13 protein-coding genes and 1 pseudogene are annotated in these 18685 nt (G+C 60.2%); 2 read left to right on the top strand and 12 right to left on the bottom strand.

Annotated features, from left to right (window positions below):
• Positions 1–51 precede the first annotated feature (51 nt).
• From KVT38_RS05415 to lpdA, 3 genes are all read right to left on the bottom strand, one after another.
• Positions 52–1038, bottom strand: coding sequence for an alpha-ketoacid dehydrogenase subunit beta (locus KVT38_RS05415; RefSeq protein ID WP_217592671.1), 987 nt, complete (start codon positions 1036–1038; stop codon positions 52–54).
• A 3-nt stretch (positions 1039–1041) separates the two neighbouring features.
• Positions 1042–2070 (bottom strand): thiamine pyrophosphate-dependent dehydrogenase E1 component subunit alpha, encoded by a 1029-nt coding sequence (locus KVT38_RS05410; RefSeq protein WP_217592670.1) that lies wholly within the window; start codon positions 2068–2070, stop codon positions 1042–1044.
• 278 nt (positions 2071–2348) lie between these two features.
• On the bottom strand, positions 2349–3788 hold the full coding sequence (lpdA, locus tag KVT38_RS05405) for a dihydrolipoyl dehydrogenase (RefSeq protein ID WP_217592669.1): 1440 nt from the start codon (positions 3786–3788) through the stop codon (positions 2349–2351).
• 292 nt (positions 3789–4080) lie between these two features.
• Here lpdA and KVT38_RS05400 point away from each other — a divergent pair, with 292 nt between their 5' ends.
• A complete protein-coding gene (locus KVT38_RS05400) occupies positions 4081–4395 on the top strand; it encodes a DUF2627 domain-containing protein (RefSeq protein WP_217592668.1) in 315 nt (104 codons plus the stop codon).
• Positions 4396–4424: 29 nt separating this feature from the next.
• On the opposite strand, the gene KVT38_RS05395 is transcribed toward KVT38_RS05400, so the two are convergent.
• Entirely contained in the window at positions 4425–5348 is a 924-nt protein-coding gene (locus tag KVT38_RS05395; protein WP_217592667.1) for an AraC family transcriptional regulator, read from the bottom strand.
• Positions 5349–5475: 127 nt separating this feature from the next.
• Here KVT38_RS05395 and yicI point away from each other — a divergent pair, with 127 nt between their 5' ends.
• Positions 5476–7824 carry an alpha-xylosidase gene (gene yicI / locus KVT38_RS05390; RefSeq protein WP_217592666.1) on the top strand — a complete coding sequence of 783 codons (2349 nt, stop codon included), beginning with the start codon at positions 5476–5478 and terminating at the stop codon, positions 7822–7824.
• Between the two features lie 112 nt (positions 7825–7936).
• Here yicI and KVT38_RS05385 read toward each other — a convergent pair whose 3' ends face one another.
• The 8 genes and pseudogenes from KVT38_RS05385 to recN all read right to left on the bottom strand — a co-directional run bounded on the left by KVT38_RS05385 (position 7937) and on the right by recN (position 18650).
• Entirely contained in the window at positions 7937–8959 is a 1023-nt protein-coding gene (locus tag KVT38_RS05385) for a FecCD family ABC transporter permease (RefSeq protein WP_217592665.1), read from the bottom strand.
• On the bottom strand, positions 8959–10008 hold the full coding sequence (locus tag KVT38_RS05380; protein ID WP_217592664.1) for a FecCD family ABC transporter permease: 1050 nt from the start codon (positions 10006–10008) through the stop codon (positions 8959–8961). Before KVT38_RS05380 ends, KVT38_RS05385 begins: the two co-directional genes overlap by 1 nt.
• A 36-nt stretch (positions 10009–10044) precedes the next feature.
• Positions 10045–11766 (bottom strand): ABC transporter ATP-binding protein, encoded by a 1722-nt coding sequence (locus KVT38_RS05375; RefSeq protein ID WP_217592663.1) that lies wholly within the window; start codon positions 11764–11766, stop codon positions 10045–10047.
• A gap of 264 nt (positions 11767–12030) precedes the next feature.
• A complete protein-coding gene (locus tag KVT38_RS05370) occupies positions 12031–13230 on the bottom strand; it encodes a peptidylprolyl isomerase (RefSeq protein WP_217592662.1) in 1200 nt (399 codons plus the stop codon).
• A gap of 77 nt (positions 13231–13307) precedes the next feature.
• Positions 13308–14267: an acetylxylan esterase gene (locus KVT38_RS05365; RefSeq protein WP_217592661.1), complete on the bottom strand. Its 960-nt coding sequence runs from the start codon at positions 14265–14267 to the stop codon at positions 13308–13310.
• 191 nt (positions 14268–14458) lie between these two features.
• Positions 14459–15283, bottom strand: a pseudogene (gene spo0A / locus KVT38_RS05360) (sporulation transcription factor Spo0A).
• A gap of 221 nt (positions 15284–15504) precedes the next feature.
• Positions 15505–16833: a SpoIVB peptidase gene (gene spoIVB / locus KVT38_RS05355; RefSeq protein WP_217592660.1), complete on the bottom strand. Its 1329-nt coding sequence runs from the start codon at positions 16831–16833 to the stop codon at positions 15505–15507.
• Between the two features lie 119 nt (positions 16834–16952).
• The gene (recN, locus tag KVT38_RS05350) at positions 16953–18650 is read right to left on the bottom strand and encodes a DNA repair protein RecN (protein WP_217592659.1); all 1698 of its coding nucleotides are present in this window, start codon (positions 18648–18650) and stop codon (positions 16953–16955) included.
• Positions 18651–18685: the final 35 nt, after the last annotated feature.

Genomic DNA, 18685 nt, shown 5'->3' with positions numbered 1-18685 from the left:
ATTTCGGTAATCTTTTTGCTCAAGTCCGTTCAACTCCTTCCCGTGACGGTGTTAATATCGCGCCAGCTCCAGCATGGCCGCCTTCAGCTTTTCCTTGTTCAGCATAAATTGCTTTTCACCGACCGGATTGTACGGCATCGCTGGCGCGTCCGGACCGCACAGCCGGCGGATCGGCGCGTCGAGGTCATAGAGCAGTTCCTCTGCGATGATCGCGGCGACTTCTGCGCCGACGCCGCCGGTCTTGTTGTCCTCGTGTACGATCAGCACCTTGCCCGTGCGCGCCGCCGCTTCGAGAATGCCCTCCCGATCAAGCGGCTGGATCGTGCGCAGATCGAGGATATGCGCCTCGATGCCTTCCTCGCGGGACAGCTCCTCGGCGGCTTGCATCGCGAAGTGAAGCGGCATGCTGTAGCTGATGACCGTAATGTCGCTGCCTTCGCGCAGCACGTTCGCTTTGCCGATCGGCACCGTATATTCGCCTTCCGGCACCTCGCCGCTCACGAGACGGTAGCATTTTTTATTTTCGAAATAAAGGACGGGATCCGGATCGCGAATCGCGGAGATAAGCAGGCCCTTGGCGTCATAAGCGGTTGCAGGCGCGACGATTTTGAGGCCCGGCGTGCCGAAAAACACCGACTCGGTGCACTGCGAATGGTACAGGCCGCCGAACACGCCCCCGCCGATCGGCGCGCGAATGACGACGGGACAGCTCCAGTCGTTGTTCGAGCGATAGCGGATCTTCGCCGCTTCGCTGATGATCTGGTTGGCAGCGGGGAACATGAAGTCCGAATACTGCATCTCGGCGATCGGCCTCATGCCCGCCATCGCGGCGCCGATCGCGACGCCTGCGATCGCGGATTCCGCCAGCGGCGTGTCGATGGCGCGATCCTCACCGAACTGCTGCTGCAGTCCCCGGGTCGTACCAAACACGCCGCCTTTGAGTCCGACGTCCTCGCCTAAGACGAACACGCTATCGTCCCGTTCCATCTCTTCCTTCATGGCCAATCGGATCGCGTCTATATATTCGATTACCGGCATGCGTCAGCGCACCTCCCCGTTGTCTTCGGCGTACACGTAGCGGAAGGCGTCCTCCGCCGACTGATACGGCGCCTGCTCGGCATACGCCGTCGCCTCGTCGAGCTCCTTGCGGATGCGCTGCTGAAGCGCCTGCTCCTGCGCGTCGGACCACAGCCCGAGCTGCTCCAAATACGCGCGGAATGCCGGGAGCGCGTCCTTCTCCCGATTTTCGTCGACCTCTTCCTTCGTCCTGTACGCCATATCGTTGTCCGACGTCGAGTGCGGCGTGACGCGGTACGTCATGATCTCGACGAGCGTCGGGCCTTCGCCCGCCAGCGCACGCTCATGCGCTTCGCGAAATACACGGTAAACCTCAAGCGGATCGTGGCCGTCGACTCGAATGCCCGGGAAACCGTAACCGAGCGCACGGTCGCTGATACGGCCGGCCGTCTGCTTGGACAGCGGCACCGAGATCGCATAGCCGTTATTTTCGCAAACGAAGATGACCGGCAGCTTCTGGACGCCCGCGAAATTGCAGCCTTCGTGAAAGTCGCCCTGGTTGCTGGAGCCTTCGCCGAACGTGACGATCGCCACGGACGATTCGCCGCGGATCTTCGAGGCGAGCGCGAAGCCGACCGCATGCGGCACCTGCGTCGTGACGGGGCTTGAGCCCGTCGCGATGCGCAGACGGCGGCAGCCGAAGTGCGCGGACATCTGGCGTCCTGCGCTGTTCGGGTCCTCGCCTTTGCCGAATAGCGCCAGCATGAGCTCCTTGACGGTCATGCCGACCGTCAGCACGAGGCCGTAATCGCGGTAATAGGGCAAAAACCAATCCTTGTCGCGGTCCATCGCAAACCCCATCGCCACCTGCGACGGCTCTTGCGTAATGCCCGATATATGGAAGTTCACCTTCCCGGCGCGCTGCAGCACCTGGCCGCGCTCGTCGAATTTGCGCGCGAGCATCATCGTCTCGTACATGGCGACGGCCCGCTCGTCCGTCAAGCCCAGCTCGGTATGCCGCGCTTGCCGTTCTACGCTGCCTTTCTGGGTCATGAAGCGTCCCTCCCGGCTTTCAATTTTAGGTTTCGTTGAAGGAGTTGTCGTTAGTGTTATAACCTGGTCTTAATACTTGAACCTAGAACCTATTATACAGCGGCGCGTTCTAAAAAGAAACCGCGTACCCGCGAGACTGGTGATTAGCTCAGCCTCGCAACGATCAAGGGAGGGCCCCGTGTCTCCGGCCGGCTCCGCAACGCAAAACGGTCTCGCCTGAGTCAACGGGCGAAACCGCGTGCGCGCAGCGCCGCGGCGACAGCCCGGCGCTGCTTGTGTTATGAACCGTGCGACGCGGAGCCGGAGACGGCCTGCATCACTTCTTGCATCGCCTCCGACAACGTCGGATGCGGATGAATGGCGCGGCCGATCTCCCACGGCACCGCATCGAGCAGCTTCGCGAGCGAGGCTTCGGCGATCAGGTCGGTCGCATGGGGACCGACGAGATGGACGCCGAGCAGATCGCCCGTCTTCCGGTCGGCGACCGCCTTCGCGAAGCCTTCGGACTCGCCGTACACGAGCGCCTTGCCGAAGATGCGCATCGGCAGCTTCACCGCGCGCGTCTCGAAGCCGGCGGCCTTGGCCGCCGCTTCGGTCCAGCCGATGGCCGCCGCCTCCGGCCGGCTGTAGATCGCCCGCGGCACATCCCGGTCTGGCGCGCGGGGGATCGGCTGCCCGAGAATGTGCGCGACCGCCGCCTCCGCCTCGTGCATCGCCGCATGAGCCAGCTGCACGCCGCCGATGACGCCGCCGACGGCGTAGATGTGCGGCTCCCCGGTTTGCAGCGTCGCCGGGTTGACCGTCACGAAGCCGCCGCTCGCCTTGACGTCCGTATTTTCGAAGCCGAGGTTCTCGACGTTGCCAATGCGGCCCACGGATACGAGCATGCGCTCCGCTTCGAGCGTCGCGGCGTCTCCGGCAGCTGTCTCGACACGGACGGAGACGCTTCCCTCCGTCACGGCGCAGGACGAGGCGTCCAGCTTGGCGCCCAGAAGCAGCTTCACGCCCCGCTTCTCAAGCTGTCGCGCCAGCTCCGACGAGATGTCCTTGTCCTCGCCGGGCAGCAGGCGGTCCGCCGTCTCTACGAGCGTCACGGTCGTGCCGAAGTCGCCGAGCAGCGACGCCCATTCGACGCCGATGACGCCGCCGCCGACGATAATCGCGCTGGCCGGCCGCGACGGCCACGTCAATGCCTCGTCGCTCGTCACGACGCTTGTCCCGTCGTACGGCAGCCCTTCTATTTTGCGCGGACGCGAGCCCGTCGCCAGAATGAGATGACGGGGCACGACGGTCTCGGACTCCCCGTCCTCGAGCTCGACGGCGACGGCGCCGCCGCGCGGAGAAAAGATCGACGGACCCGTCAGTCGGCCCGCGCCTTTAATGACCTGGATGCGATTCTGCTTCATAAGCGCTTCTACGCCCTTGTGAAGCTGGGCGACGACGCCATCCTTGCGGTTCATGACGGCGCTCCAATCCACGCTGGCCGCTTGGCCCTCGGCTAGACGAATACCGTAAGCTTCGGCGCCCCGAACGGTAGCGTACACTTCTGCGCTGCGAAGCAGCGCTTTGCTCGGGATGCAGCCGCGATGCAGGCAGGTACCGCCGAGCTTGTCCTTTTCGATAATGACTACGCTTCGTCCGGCTTGAGCGGCGCGAACGGCGGCGGTATACCCGCCGGGACCGCCGCCGAGAATGGCGACATCGACTTCGATTGGCATGAAGGTTCCTCCGGAAAATTAGGCTTTGGGGCAGCATAAATATGTATATAGGGCCTGGCGTTTTCGAAAAATTCGACGTTTTCCTGAATTTCTGCCGACCCTCTCATTATAGCGCCTGTCGACGCAACAAAAAAGTTCGCCGCGACGCAGCGGGCGCCTCCCCATTTCCAACCAGTTTTGTTAAAGCCGAACGATACGATGGACACTTGTCCAATACGTTCTCATTTACAATGGACATATTCTCGATAAATCGCTATCATTAGAGCATAGAACAGGAAGGTGGACATGACCGTTGAAGCTCGTCATCTCGCGCTTGATCGCCATTCTCTTGCTCGTTGTACCCGGCATCGCCGCCACTTACGGCTTCCTGCTGATGAAGGACGCCTTGTTCGAGTATTTCGCGCAGTTCGGAAACGTGAATCTGCCGGATCCCCATTTTGACCTATGGCGCTTTTTGCTTGGATTTATCCTGTTCCTCGCCGGCGTCGGCTTTATCGGCGGCTGGATTTTTTTCCGCGATCGCAAGCACAATTACGTGTCGCCGCGCTTCCGCGCGAAGCGCCCTCCGCGTCCTCCACGCGACGGCAGCAAGTCGGGCGGCCAATAAACTTAAAGAGGAATGGCGTCTTTGCGGCGCTATTCCTTTTTCATTTCCCCCGAAGTCGACGGCCCTTCTCTGCCCGCCGAGCCGGCCGTCCGGTAAGCTCTCGGCGTACAGCCGTAGATGCTGCGGAACAGCTTGATGAAATAGCTGAAGTTATCGAACCCCGCTTCCAGCGCCGCCTCGGAAATCGTCGAATCGGACGCGGTTAGCCTGCCGGCGGCGTACCGGATACGGTGACGGTTGAGGTATTCGATCGGCGTCCTGCGCATATACGCCTTGAACGTACGGCTGAAGTGCCCCTCGCTCATTCCGGCCACGTCAGCCAGCTCCCGCAGGCTTAGCTTGCGCGCGAAATTCGTCTCCATATAAACCAGAACCTCCTTCAGCCGTTCCGCCGCATGGCTGTCGCCTTCGTCCGAATGCGACCGCGTTTGCCACTGGCCTGCGTCGATCAGGTCCGCGATCAGATTCAGCAAGCCGGCTTTGACCCTAAGCGCTCGAACCGGCTCCGCGGCATGCTCAAGCGCCTGAATCGCAGCGATCGCCGTGATCGCCTCCGCGCCCCAAAGCGTATCCGGCGTCCAGTGGTGCGGCGGTCCCGACCGACCGCGCTGCAGCGGGCGCAAATAGCGCACGGAGATGGCGTCGTCCGGGCCGCCGTCCAACCAGCCGAGATCGCAGACGAGCGCTTCGTACGCGCAGTCCGAAGCATCGAGGGGATATCCGCCGTGCAGCAGCCCGCCGGGTATGAACAAGGCCTCTCCTGCGGACACTTCGTAAGCGGACAAGCCGATCTGGAAAGTCGCGCGGCCGGACGTCACCCTTAAAAACTCGATCTCCTCGTGCCAGTGAAAATCGAGAATGCCTTCCTGAGGCGTCCGCGCCTGCTGATAGAAGCCGACCGGGAAGCCAGGCGTGCCGTGGCGGCGGTCCTCCTTTAACCATTTATTGTCCATGTCAACTCATCCGCCTCATAATCGTGTTATTTATAAGCATAATATTGCAAGAAATTCGATAAATCAATCGGTATTATGTTACTCAAAGAGAGCGTTTTCCTACCGCTCGAACAGGAGGTCCGATTCCATGAAATTCAGCAACGGATACTGGCTCACCCGCGAAGGCTTCGAGGTGCTGACACCCTACGAGGTGCACAGTGTCGATATTGCGCCGAACAAACTGACCGTATTCGCACCGCACCGCCATCTCGAGCATCGCGGCAATACGCTGAACGAAGCGCTCACGACGATCGAATTCGACTCTCCGCTTCCCGACGTCATCCGCGTGAAGCTGTACCGGCATAAAGGACGCAGGCGGCTTGCGCCGGGCTCGTTCCCGCTCGTTAGCGGCCAAAACGGCGCTGCAGTTTCGATCGAGGACGGGGAAGACCGGGTTACGCTGACCAGCGGCGATACGAGCGTCACAGTAACAAAGGCGCATCCGCTCCGCATTACGTATGCGTACAAAGGTCGCAAGCTGACGGGCAGCGGATTCCGCCAGACCGGATTCGTCAAAGGCGCGGACGGCGTTCATTATTTCCGAGAGCAGCTTGATTTGGCCGTCGGCGAGACGGTATACGGGCTGGGCGAACGGTTTTCCGCCTTCGTCAAAAACGGGCAAAGCGTCGACATCTGGAACCAGGACGGCGGCACGGCTTCCGAGCAAGCGTACAAAAACGTGCCGTTCTACGTCACGAATCGGGGCTACGGCGTGTTCGTCAATCATCCCGAGTTCGTCTCGTTTGAGGTCGCTTCGGAAAAGGTATCGAAGACGCAGTTCAGCGTGCAGGGCGAACAGCTTGAGTATATGATCATTGGCGGCGATTCGCTGAAGGACGTGCTCGCGAACTATACTTCGCTCACCGGCAAGCCCGCACTCCCTCCTTCCTGGACGTTCGGCCTGTGGTTGACGACGTCGTTCACGACGAATTACGACGAGGATACCGTGAACAGCTTCGTGGACGGTATGGCGCAGCGCGATATTCCGCTGTCGGTCTTCCACTTCGACTGCTTCTGGATGAAGGAATATCACTGGTGCGACTTCGAGTGGGACGCGCGCGTATTCCCTGACCCGAAGGGCATGCTCGACCGGCTGAAGGCGAAGGGGCTCAAAATTTGCGTCTGGATCAACTCGTATATCGCCCAGCGCTCCAAGCTGTTCGACGAAGGGATGGCGAACGGGTACCTGCTCAAGCGGACGGACGGCAGCGTCTGGCAGACCGATCTGTGGCAATACGGCATGGGCATCGTCGACTTCACGAATCCGGACGCCTGCCGCTGGTTCGGGGACAAGCTGCGCGAGCTCATCGACATGGGCGTCGACTCGTTCAAGACCGACTTCGGCGAGCGAATCCCGACAGAAGACGTCGTTTACTTCGACGGCTCGGATCCGCAGCAGATGCACAACTACTACACCCAGCTGTACAACAAAGTCGTGTTCGACGTGCTCGAGGAGAAAAAGGGACGCGGCGAGGCGGCGCTGTTCGCCCGGTCGGCGACGGCGGGCGGCCAGCAGTTTCCGGTACACTGGGGCGGGGATTGCGAGGCGACATTCGAGTCGATGGCGGAAAGCCTGCGCGGCGGCCTGTCGCTCGGCCTGTCGGGCTTCGGCTTCTGGAGCCACGACATCGGCGGCTTCGAGCAGAGCGCGACGCCCGACCTGTACAAGCGCTGGGTCGCCTTCGGACTGCTGTCGAGCCACAGCCGCCTGCACGGCAGCACCTCGTACCGGGTGCCGTGGCTGTTCGACGAGGAAGCGGTCGACGTGCTCCGCCGCTTCACCAAGCTGAAGACGAGCCTCATGCCTTATCTGTTCGCCCAGGCGGCCGCGTCCAGCCGCATCGGACTGCCGATGATGCGGGCGATGCTGCTCGAGTTCGGCGAGGATCCGGCCTGCGACTACCTGGATCGCCAATTCATGCTCGGCGACGCTCTGCTCGTGTCGCCGATCTTCAATAGCGACGGCGAATCGGCTTATTACTTGCCGAAGGGCAAATGGACGCATTTCCTGTCCGGCGAAGTCGTCGAGGGCGGCTCCTGGCATCGCGAGACGTACGATTACATGAGCCTGCCGCTGTATGCGCGCGAAGGCTCGCTCATCGCGGTCGGCGCGACCGACGACCGTCCGGACTACGATTATACGGATGGCGTCACGCTGCATCTGTTCCAGCTAGGCGACGGCGCGAACGCCTCTGCCGATATCGTCGGCGAAGACGGCGTCGTGCGGCTGAGCGTTACGGCCGAGCGCAGCGGTGGCACGATCTCGGTGACGGCGACGGGCGAAGCGGCCGATACCGCGGACTGGTCGGTGCTGCTGCGCGGCATCGCCGCCGTTCGCGCTGCGACCGGCGGCGAAGCAGCCGAGGCGGACGGACTCGGGCTCGGGCTGAGATTGCGCCGCCTGGCAGGCGAGCGCCGTATCGTTATCGAGCTTTAAGATTGGGCATATAACGCAACAAAGGAGTCACCTTGCCGCCATGGAATGACGGCCGAGTGGCTCCTTTGTTTGGTATTGGAACGCTGCAATAACGGCGACCGAGTCCTCGCTTTTATCTCGCCCGCGCCAGCAAATATAGAAAATACGGCGCGCCGATGATCGCGACGATGATGCCCGTCGGCGTGTCGGAGACGCGGCTGATCGTATCGGCCGCGATCAACAGCACGCTGCCGGACAGTGCGGACGCGGCCAGCAAGATCTCGTGCCTGGAGCCGACGAGCCGTCTGGCGAGATGCGGACCGATCAGCCCGATGAAGCTGATCGCGCCGCCGACGGCGACGCAGCTGCCCGCAAGCGCGACCGCCGCGAGGAGCAGCAGCAGACGCTCGCGCTGCAGCCTGGCGCCCAGCCCCACGGACAGGTGATCGCCCAGGCTGAGCACATTTAGCGTCCTGGCTTTGGACATGACGAACGGGACAAGCACCGCCATCCAAGGAAGCAGCGTCAGGACAAATTTCCAGTTGGCGCCCCACAGGCTGCCGGCGAGCCAGGTCGCGGCAAACTGGTATTGCTCCGGGTTCAGGCGCTGCGTCAGGACGATGATCGCCGCGCTGATGCCCGCCTGCACCGCGATGCCTACGAGCACGAGGCGGAGCACGGAGACGCCGTCCGATTTTTTGTAGGCAAGGAAATACACGACCGCGCCCGCGGCCGCAGCGCCAAAAAACGCAAGAAACGGCAGCGTATACGGCGGGGAAGCGCTGATGGACGGGCGCAGCGCCACGAACAAAATGACCATCAGGCTCGCGCCGGAGTTGACGCCGATAAGGCCGGGATCCGCCAGCGGATTGCGCGTGATGCCCTGCAGGATGCAGCCGGCCAGCGCGAAGCCGGCGCCGACGAGCACCGAGATGACGATGCGGGGCAGCCGGAACTGGAACAGGATAAGCGATTGCTTGTCCGTGCCGAAGCCGAACAGCGTTTTGCCGACGTCCAGCGGACTGAGCCGGATGTAGCCGGTGTTCATGCTGACGATGAACACGACAACGACGAGCAGCGCCAACCCGACGACGGTGGACCAGGCCTTCGCTCTTCGCTTCGTATCCGAGGCTGCGTAAATCGACTTTGCGGCCATTACAGCTCCCTCCCTTCGCGCCTTGCCAGATAGAGGAGGAACGGCACGCCAATGATGGCGATAAGCGCGCCCACCGGCGTCTCCGAGCCGGGACGGACCATGCGGGCGCCCAGATCCGCGAGCACGAACAACAGCGCGCCCAATATCGCCGAGCATGGAACGATCCACCTGTAGCTGACGCCGACGAGATAGCGGGTAATATGCGGCACCATCAGGCCGATAAAGCTGACGAAGCCGACGACCGACACGGAAGCGCCGGCCAGAATCAAAATGATGACGGCGCCGATCAGCTTGATCCAGCCGACCCGCACCCCAATGCCCGCAGCCGTCTCGTCGCCCAGGCTTAGCAGCGTAATATACCGCGCCAGCAACATGGCCGCAAGCAGACCGCCGCCGATCCACCATAAAATGACGTCGACCTGCGCCCAGCGTACGCCGGCGGCGCCGCCGAACAGCCAGAAGTCCAGGCTTTGGCCGATCCGGTACTTCAAGGCGATGCCTTCGCTGAGCGCGAGCAGCAGCGCCGACACGGCCGAACCTGCCAGCGCCAGCCGGACCGGCGTGAGCCCGCCCCGCGACAGGCTTCCGAGGCCGTAGATCAACGCCGTAGCGCCGGCGGCGCCGGCGAACGACATCCAGATGAGCTGCCCGAACAGCAGATGGGGAATAAACGCGAAGCAGATCGCCAGCATGAAGCCGGCCCCCGCATTGATCCCGAGCAGTCCGGGATCGGCCAGCGGATTGCGCGTCATGCCCTGCATGACGGAGCCCGCGACGGCGAACGCGGCGCCCGTGAGCGCACAGGCGATCGTCCGCGGCATCCGCAGCGAGCGAATGATCTGGTGATCCGTCAGGTCGCCGTTAAAATGCCAGACGGCGTCCCAGACGGCGGACAAGCCGATAGCCTTGGCCCCGATCGAGATCGATAAAGCCATGCTTAATGCGAGCAGCGCCAAGCCGCCGATCAAGATGACCGACGCTGCCAGAGGCCGGGTTCGCAGCTTCTTTGCCGAAGCATGCGCCCCTTCCCCGATCGAATGCGTTGCCATAAATACGATACCTGCCTCGCTTGTAACGTTAAGCGGCTAGCGAGCCGCGCTGAATTGCGCTTGGTGAAGACGGCTGTAGATGCCGCCGGTCCGCACGAGCTCCTCGTGCCTGCCTTGCTCCGCAATGCCGTCCTCGGTGACGACGACGATGCGGTCCGCATCCTTGATCGTCGCGAGCCGGTGCGCAATGACGAGCGTCGTGCGGCCTTCGGAAAGCTCCGCCAGCGATTGCTGGATCGCGGCTTCGGTCTCCGTATCGAGCGCAGAGGTCGCTTCGTCCAAGATGAGGATCGGCGGATTTTTCAAAAACATGCGGGCGATCGCCAGTCGCTGCTTCTGTCCGCCGGAAAGCTTCACGCCTCGCTCGCCGATGACCGTATCGAGCCCGAGCGGCTGCGCGCGTATGAAATCTTCGAGCTTCGCTCTGCGCGCCGCCGTCCAGATCTCTTCTTCGGTCGCCCCCAGCTTGCCGTAGGCGATATTTTCCTTCACCGTGCCGGAAAACAGAAAGACGTCCTGCTGCACGACCCCGATCTGCCGCCGCAGCGAAGCGAGCTTTATCCGGCGAATATCGATGCCGTCGATCGTAATGGCGCCGCCCGACACCTCGTAAAAGCGCGGCAGCAAGCTGCAAAGCGTCGTTTTCCCGGCGCCGGACGGCCCGACGAACGCCACAGTCTCGCCCGCCCGGATCGACAGATTGATGCCTTTGAGCGCCTGCTTGTGCGACTCGTAGCCGAACGCCACGTCCCGATAGCGGATTTCGCCGGCCAGCTTGTCGACTTCGATCGCGTCGTTCGCATCGGACACGTCGGGCTCGGTATCCATAAGTTCGATGTAACGCTTGAAGCCGGCGATGCCTTTCGGATACAGCTCGATGACCGCGTTGATTTTCTCGATCGGTCTGAACAGGACGTTGGTCAGCAAAATAAACGCCAAAAATTCGCCGTACTTCAGCTCGCCCCGTATCACGTACCAAGCGCCCGCGACCAATACGATCAGCGAGACGAGCCGCATGAGCATATAGCTTGCCGTCGAACTGCGGGCAAGAATTTTGTAGCCGAGCAGCTTTGCCTTGCGGAACAGCTGGTTGTTGACTCGGAACAGCGACATCTCGTGTTCCTCGTTGGCGAACGCCTGCACGACGCGAATGCCTCCGATGTTGTCCTCGACCCTGGCGTTGTACTCGCCCATGCTGCCGAACATTTTGTTCATCGCGACCGTCATTTTCCCGTTGAAGTAGATCGACAGCACGATGAGCACGGGCACGGTGGCGAACGTAATGATCGCCATCCCCGGATGAATGTACAGCATGAGACCGAATGCGCCGGCGAGCGACATAACGGCGATGAACACGCCCTCCGGCCCGTGGTGGGCGACTTCGCCGATGTCCATCAAATCGGTGGACATCCGGGACATGAGATGCCCGGTTTTCGTATTGTCGTAAAACTTGAACGAGAGCTTCTGCAGATGCGCGAACAGATTGCGGCGCATGTCGGTCTCGATGTTGATGCCGAGCATATGTCCCCAGTAGGTTACGACGAATTGCATGAAGGCGTTCAGCACATAGACGGCGAGCAGACCGCCGCAAGCCCACAGAATCAGCTCCCAGTCCTTACCGGGCAGCAGCTTGTCGACGACCTGATTAAGCGCGAGCGGAAATCCGAGTTCCAGCAGCGCAGCAAAAATGGCGCAGCAGAAGTCGAGATAAAACAGACCTCTATACGGCTTGTAAAATGACATAAAACGGCGAATCAAATTCATGTTCCTCCCATGCGGCAGCGGCCGTCGTTCGTCCGCGATCCGCCCATGTGCGCGTGCGTCTGCGTAGTCGATTGACGATACGCGATGTGACCAGCATACCCCGCCAGCTTCGGATTAGACAAGGCCGAATGCGCATGATTCAATGATAATGAATATCATTATTATTTTCAATGGTTTTAGGAAATGTTTCCCAGAACAAAAAAAACCGCGGCCTTCTCCGAAGAGAAAGCGGCGGCTGTACGTGACCGATTGATGCGTTTATTGTCCGGCGCTTGCGGAAGGCGACGCAGGGGCGGACGCCGCAGGAGAAGCGCCCGGGGAAGAAGACGCCGATGCGGCCGGCTCTTCTTTTTTCGTCAGCAGGTTTTCGTAGCCCGCATCCTTTTTAGCCGTTTCGATCCATTCGGATGCGCCTTCGTTTACCTTCTCGTCGAGATACGCGGACTTCACCTTGTCCTTGACCGAATCGTAGGTCGACGTTACCGCTTCCTTGCGATCCGTGACGAGGATGATGTGGAAGCCGTTCGGCGACTCGACGACGCCGCTCATTTCGTTTTTCTTCAGCTTGAAGGCCGCCGTCTCGAATTGTTCGTTCATGGCGCCTTTGCCGAAGAAGCCGAGATCGCCGCCGTTCGCCTGGGAGCCGGTGTCGGTCGACTTTTCCTTGGCGACCGTCGCGAAGTCGGCGCCGCCCTTCAGTTGCTTGAGAACGGCTTCCGCCTCGGCTTTGGTGGCCAGCAGGATGTGGGATGCGCGAACCTGCTCGGGCGTGTCAAAATTCGCTTTGTTGGTGTCGTAAAAGGCTTTGAGGTCCTCTTCCTTCGGCGCAAGCTTCTTATCGAAAATCGCGCGAAGCTCAACCTGCGGCAAAATCTGGTTTTCCTTGTACTTTTCGAGCGTCGTACCGCTTGACGACAGCGCATTTTCGAAGTCGGCGTCGGTCGCGAAGTTGTATTGCTGCTTGATCTTGACGACCTCCTGCGCCACCGCATCTTCGGCGGCCGCTTCGGTCAGTCCGGCTTTCTCGGCTTCGCTGCCGATCAGCTTCAGCGTCATATAGTTGTCGAGCATGGAGCCTGCTTGGTCCTTGCCGACTTGATCGTACATCACGTTGTAAAATTCAGATTTCGTAATGTTTTTCCCGTTCAGCGTGCCGACAGCGCCCTTCAGGCTGCCGCCTCCGTCGTCATTCTGGCGAATGAGAACGACGGCAAGCGCGATGACGGCGATGACGGCGACGACCCAAGGAACGATGACCGACGCCTTCGGCCCTGAAGCTGCAGGCGTGTTCGCCGCCGGCTCCGACGGCGCTCCGGCCTCGGGGGCAATGTCCTCTTTGTCGAGCGCCGCCGGTTGGGCCGTCGGTTCGTTCGAATACGCGAACGTTTTTTCGCTATTATCGTCCGACGCGCCGTTCTCTCGAGCCGGGTTGTTCGGGTTCTTTTCCAAATCGCTCATTTCTATTTTTCCTCCTTAAGTGTTAACGAATCATTCATCCACTATATCAAATTATGGACAAGTTACCTTAAAGCCAGCTAAAAATTGAAGCGCATTCGGATAAATTCGAGCGCTTTGCGATTCTGGTCGCCGCCGACCGCATGTCCCTGGAACGGATAAACCTCGATCCGCTTGTCCGATTCGATCCGGTTGTAGGCCGCAAAAATCGTCTCCGGCATCGTAACGGGGTCTTTCAGCCCGACGGAGACAAGCAGCGGAATGCGGATGCGATGCGCCAGGTTCATCATGTCGAAGTAACTGAGCGTACGCAGCACCTCATCGAGCTTGTCCGGGAAGCGGTTAAGGAACTCGGCGGCTTCCGTCAGCGAGCTCGTGGAGTTCAAAATGCCGAAATCCATATGGCACATGTTGGGGATATGCGCGACGGCGATCGAAGGCACTTCGGATACGGCCGCCGCCAGCAGCGCAAGGCCGCCGCCCTGGCTGCCGCCCATCGCGCAAATGCGTCCTGCGTCGACTTCCGGCTGCGCCGCCGCCCATTCAAGCGCCTTTAACGCATCGAGCGAGATCGCCTTGTAGTAACATTCTTCCTTGTCCAAAATGTTTTGCGTCAGCCATCCGCGCGTCATGCCGTGCCGCTGCGCCAGCAAATTGCCCGTGTCCCCGCCCTGTCCCCGTATGTCTACGGCGAAGGCGGCGATTCCCATCATTGCGTATTGCGCGAAATCTTCGGGATACCCTTTGCTGCCCGTATAGCCGTGGTAAAGCACAACGCAAGGGAGCTTGGCATCGGCCGGCCGGTTTTTCGGCAAAACGAACCAGCCGTGAATACGCGTGCTGTCGAAGCCTTCATATTCCACTTTATAAGCTTCCATGCCGTCAAGCGGCGTTTTGGCCAGCAGTCGCGTGCCGTTAAGCGGCTTGTCTTTTGCGGCAGCAAGCGTTTCGCTCCAAAAAGCGTCAAGATCCGGCTCCGCGGTCAGCGCCGGACGATACTGCTCCAGGTCGGCGATTCGTCTTTGTATCGCATGGTTCATCTTGTTTTCCCCCAGTTCTGCGGTTTTCTCGCGTTCACCAATTGGACACAACAGGCCTATCTTACCATCGCGTACCAGCGGTGTCGATCATAAAAAAACGCCGCTTCATCGTCGGCAGCAAGCATCCGATGATGAAGCGGCGTTTCCCGAACTGCGCGAACCAATCAATTCGCTTTATTTCGCCCCGTTTCCTAGCTGACCTTGTGCTCGATGCGAAGCTTGTCGGCCACCATCGCGATGAACTCGGAGTTGGTCGGCTTGGACTTGGCGATGTTGATCGTGTAGCCGAACAGATGGCTGATCGAGTCGATGTTGCCGCGCGTCCAGGCGACTTCGATCGCGTGGCGGATGGCGCGTTCGACGCGAGACGGCGTCGTCTTGAACTTCTCGGCGATCGCAGGATACAGCGTTTTCGTAATCGCGCCCAGAATCTCGATGTTGTTGTACACCATCGTGATCGCCTCGCGCAGATACTGGTAGCCTTTGATGTGCGCAGGCACGCCGATTTCGTGAATGATGCTTGTGATATTGGCATCCAGGTTTTTCGGCTTGCCGATCGGCACGATGTTCGAGCGTGAGCCTCCGCCGAAGGAAGAGGATCCGGACGAAGAAACGGAAACCGGGAGCTGCGAAGGCGTCCCCGCCAGCTGACGAATCCGGTTCGCAAGCACATCCATGTCGAAAGGCTTCAAAATATAATAGGAGGCGCCCAGCTGTACCGCACGTTGTGTGATGTTCTCTTGCCCGAATGCGGTGAGCATGATGATCTTCGGCATCGGAGACAGGTTCATATCCCGAAGCTTTTCCAACACGCCGAGCCCGTCCAGATGAGGCATAATAATATCCAGAATCATCACATCCGGAATATTCCGGGTTTCTTCCAGCTGACGGATGACCTATTCTCCGTTGTACGCCACGCCGATGACGGTCATGTCCTCCTGCTCTTCGATATACTCGGACAGCAGGTTGGTGAATTCTCGGTTATCGTCTGCAAGAAATACTTCAATCCGCGGCAATGTTGTATCCTCCCTCACAAGCTTAAGATTATGTTAGAAACGCTCACCGTTCCCTGCTTATCCGAATTCGACAAAGCCTTTTCAATTCCTTCTTGTCGGAATTTTTTTCTTTATTTTTTTATCCGCATAACATATAATAAAGAATTTACGTCATTTCGCGATTTATTTCGGTTTTTTTCGACAAAGCGATGTCGTAAAGAAAACGGCAAAAATCCAAGGCGTCAAACCGCCTTGGATTTCGTTTGGCCGGGCTTCAGCATAATGCCCGCGTCCTGTAGCATCCACTCAATGTAGCAGCCGTATCCCGACGTCGGATCGTTCACGAACACATGCGTTACGGCGCCGACCAGTTTTCCGTTTTGCAGGATCGGGCTGCCGCTCATGCCTTGGACAATGCCGCCCGTTCGCTTGATGAGGTCGGGGTCGGTGACCCGAATAACCATCCCCTTCGTCGCCGGGGAAGATTGCCTGGACACATGCACGATCTCGATCTTGAAGCGTTCGACCTTTTGTCCGCCGACGACCGTCCAGATCTCCGCCGGGCCTTCCTTCACTTCTTCGGCGAAGGCGACCGGTACCGGATCGGCTTGGTACGCATGCCCCGGCAGTTCGCCCATCTGGCCGAATATGCCGAACGGCGTGTTGCGCTCCACGTTGCCGAGCGTCTTGCTGCCCGGTACGAATTCCGCCCGCTTCTCGCCCGGATCGCCGTTTTCGCTTCTGGCGATCGACGTGACGTTCGACTGAAGAATTTGCCCGCTGCCGACGGTGATCGGCGTCTGCGTATCCATATCGGTAATGACGTGGCCGAGTGCGCCGTACACGCCTTGATCCGGCGCGTAAAAAGTCAATGTGCCAACCCCGGCCGCAGAATCTCGAATATAAAGGCCGACGCGCCATGCTTTGTCTTCGTAGTCGTAAACGGGCTTAAGTGTCGTGCGAAATTGTGTTTTGCCGCGTTGAACGACCAGCCTGAGCGGTTGCCCCGACGTTCCCGCCTGCTTAGCGAACGGAGCGACGCGCTTGACGTCGTTGACCGGTTGTTCGTTGATCGAAACGATCAGGTCGCCCATGCGCAGCTTGGCTTCTTCGCCAGGCGATACGCGCGACTGCTCGCCCGTCTGCACGAGATGATGGCCGACCACCATGATGCCCGCCGATTTGACTTTGACGCCAATCGTCTGGCCGCCGGGAATGACCTTGAGATCCGGAACGACCTGCAGCTTGACGGTTTTAAACGGAATACGGCCGAATAGCTTAAGCTTGAGTTCTGTCTGCCCGCTTCGTTTAGAATGAATGGACACCGGATGATTCAGATCGATCCTTACGTTCGCGCTTGCCGAGCCGTTGACCTCTGCCACCGTCGAATCCAGCGAACCCTGAGCATGTACGGGCATCGCATAATGAAGGTGCTTGTCCTGCCCCTCGAACAACCGAAGCTCATTCGGGAATGCGGCATAATGACGCATCGGTGCGGAACAGGCGGCAAATCCTAGTATGACCGCTAGGAATAGACCAAAAACGCGACGCCAAGAGGACTCCCCGTTCAAGTTCTCACCACTTCCCTACAGACTACACCGGCGAACGTGACACTGCCCGGCGACGTAACTATAAGGTAACCGCGGCCTCCTCCTTTTATGTTGCCGAAAACCTTCCTCGGATCACGAATTTACGCGTCCTGGCGCGATTTTTGAGCCTCCGCCAGCGTTAACATTTCTTGCGCGTGATGGCGGGTCCGATCGGTCACTTCCACCCCGCCCAACATGCGGGCGAGCTCTTCCACGCGCTCTTCGGCGCTCAGCATCCGAACCCGGGTCGACGTTCGGCCGTCGTCGGTGACGCGCTTGGCGATCTCGAACTGATCGTCCGCCATGCAGGCGACCTGCGGCAGATGCGTAATGCAGAACACCTGGCAATGGGCTGCCAGCCTGGACAGCTTGTCGGCGACGGACTGGGCCGCGCGGCCGCTGACGCCCGTATCCACTTCATCGAATACGAGCACCGGAATCTGGTCGATCCGGGCGAAGATGGCTTTCAGCGCGAGCATGACCCGGGACATTTCGCCTCCCGAGGCGATCCGGGCGAGCGGCTTCGGCGGTTCGCCCGGATTGGTGGACAGCAGAAATTCGGCCGCATCCGTCCCTGTCGGCGTCAAATGGTCGGTGCTAACCAGCCGCACCTCGAAAGCCGCCCGCTCCATTTGCAGCCCCTTCAGCTCCTGCTCGATCTCCGAAGCGAGCAGCGCGGCGGTCTGCCTGCGGATCGCGGCGAGGCGCTCGGCCAACGCGCGCAGCTCGGCCTCCAGGCGCATTTCGCGTTCATTCAGCTCCTTAAGAAGTTCGTCGCGATTTTCAAGCCGCTGGGTATCTTCCTGAATTCGGGCATAATAATGCAGGATGTCCTCCACGCTCTCGCCGTACTTGCGGCGAAGGCCGAACAAAAGGTCCATTCGCATCTCGATCTCCGACAGACGCTCCGGATTGAACTCGATGCCTTCTTTATAATCGCGCAGCTGGTAAGCGACGTCTTCGGCGGCATAATAAGCCGACTGCAGCTGCTCGACAAGCGGGCCTAGCTTGGCCGGATCGACCTTGACGATGTCCTCGAGCTTCGCGATTGCTTTGGACAAGACGCTGAGACCTTTGTTGCCGTACAGCAGGTCGTAGGCTTCGGTCGCGGATTCGGCGAGCTTCTCGGCATGCGCCAGCTTGCGCCTTTCTTCGGCGAGCGATTCGTCCTCGCCCGGCTTGAGGCGAGCCTCGGCGATCTCCTCGAGCTGATAGCGATACAGATCGAGCATCTGCATCTGCTGGCGGGTGAGCTCGTCAAGCTCTCGCCGCTCGCGGCTCACCGTGGCGTATTCCCTGTATCGGCTCTGGTATTCGGCTTTGAGCGCGGCGATGGCGTCTCCGGCGAACGAGTCGAGCCATTCCAGGTGACGGTCCGTTCGCAGCAGCGACTGATGCTCGTGCTGTCCGTGGATATTGACGAGATTTTCGCCGATCTCGCGCAGCATCGTCAGCGTCACATGCTGCCCGTTCACGCGCGCGGACGATTTGCCTTGCGCCTGCAGCTCGCGCCGCACGAGCAGCGCCTCGTGCGGGTCGGCGTTCACCCCGTGGCGGTCGAGCACGCCCCATACAGGGTGCGCGGGATCGAGATCGAATACCGCTTCGATCTCAGCTTTGTCGCAGCCGTGGCGGATCATCTCGGCGGACCCGCGCCCGCCCGCGATGAGACCCAGCGCATCGATGATAATCGATTTGCCGGCCCCGGTCTCGCCGGTCAGCACCTCGAAGCCTCGCTTGAACGATACCCGGATGTTTTCGATTACCGCCAAGTGGCGAATGGACAGCTCTTGCAGCATACGGCGCTCATCCTCCTCAGCCTGCGCAGATCGCC

It is taken from the genome of Cohnella sp. GbtcB17, from assembly GCF_019091135.1.
Taxonomy (GTDB): domain Bacteria; phylum Bacillota; class Bacilli; order Paenibacillales; family Paenibacillaceae; genus Cohnella.
This window is presented reverse-complemented; position numbering and strand designations above follow the sequence as displayed.

What these genes read in the sequence shown, in the direction of transcription:
- KVT38_RS05415 (WP_217592671.1), bottom strand. Translation starts at nt 1,038, where the DNA reads ATGCCGGTAATCGAATATATAGACGCGATCCGATTGGCCATGAAGGAA.
- KVT38_RS05410 (WP_217592670.1), bottom strand. Translation starts at nt 2,070, where the DNA reads ATGACCCAGAAAGGCAGCGTAGAACGGCAAGCGCGGCATACCGAGCTG.
- lpdA (WP_217592669.1), bottom strand. Translation starts at nt 3,788, where the DNA reads ATGCCAATCGAAGTCGATGTCGCCATTCTCGGCGGCGGTCCCGGCGGG.
- KVT38_RS05395 (WP_217592667.1), bottom strand. Translation starts at nt 5,348, where the DNA reads ATGGACAATAAATGGTTAAAGGAGGACCGCCGCCACGGCACGCCTGGC.
- yicI (WP_217592666.1), top strand. Translation starts at nt 5,476, where the DNA reads ATGAAATTCAGCAACGGATACTGGCTCACCCGCGAAGGCTTCGAGGTG.
- KVT38_RS05385 (WP_217592665.1), bottom strand. Translation starts at nt 8,959, where the DNA reads ATGGCCGCAAAGTCGATTTACGCAGCCTCGGATACGAAGCGAAGAGCG.
- KVT38_RS05380 (WP_217592664.1), bottom strand. Translation starts at nt 10,008, where the DNA reads ATGGCAACGCATTCGATCGGGGAAGGGGCGCATGCTTCGGCAAAGAAG.
- KVT38_RS05370 (WP_217592662.1), bottom strand. Translation starts at nt 13,230, where the DNA reads ATGAGCGATTTGGAAAAGAACCCGAACAACCCGGCTCGAGAGAACGGC.
- KVT38_RS05365 (WP_217592661.1), bottom strand. Translation starts at nt 14,267, where the DNA reads ATGAACCATGCGATACAAAGACGAATCGCCGACCTGGAGCAGTATCGT.
- recN (WP_217592659.1), bottom strand. Translation starts at nt 18,650, where the DNA reads ATGCTGCAAGAGCTGTCCATTCGCCACTTGGCGGTAATCGAAAACATC.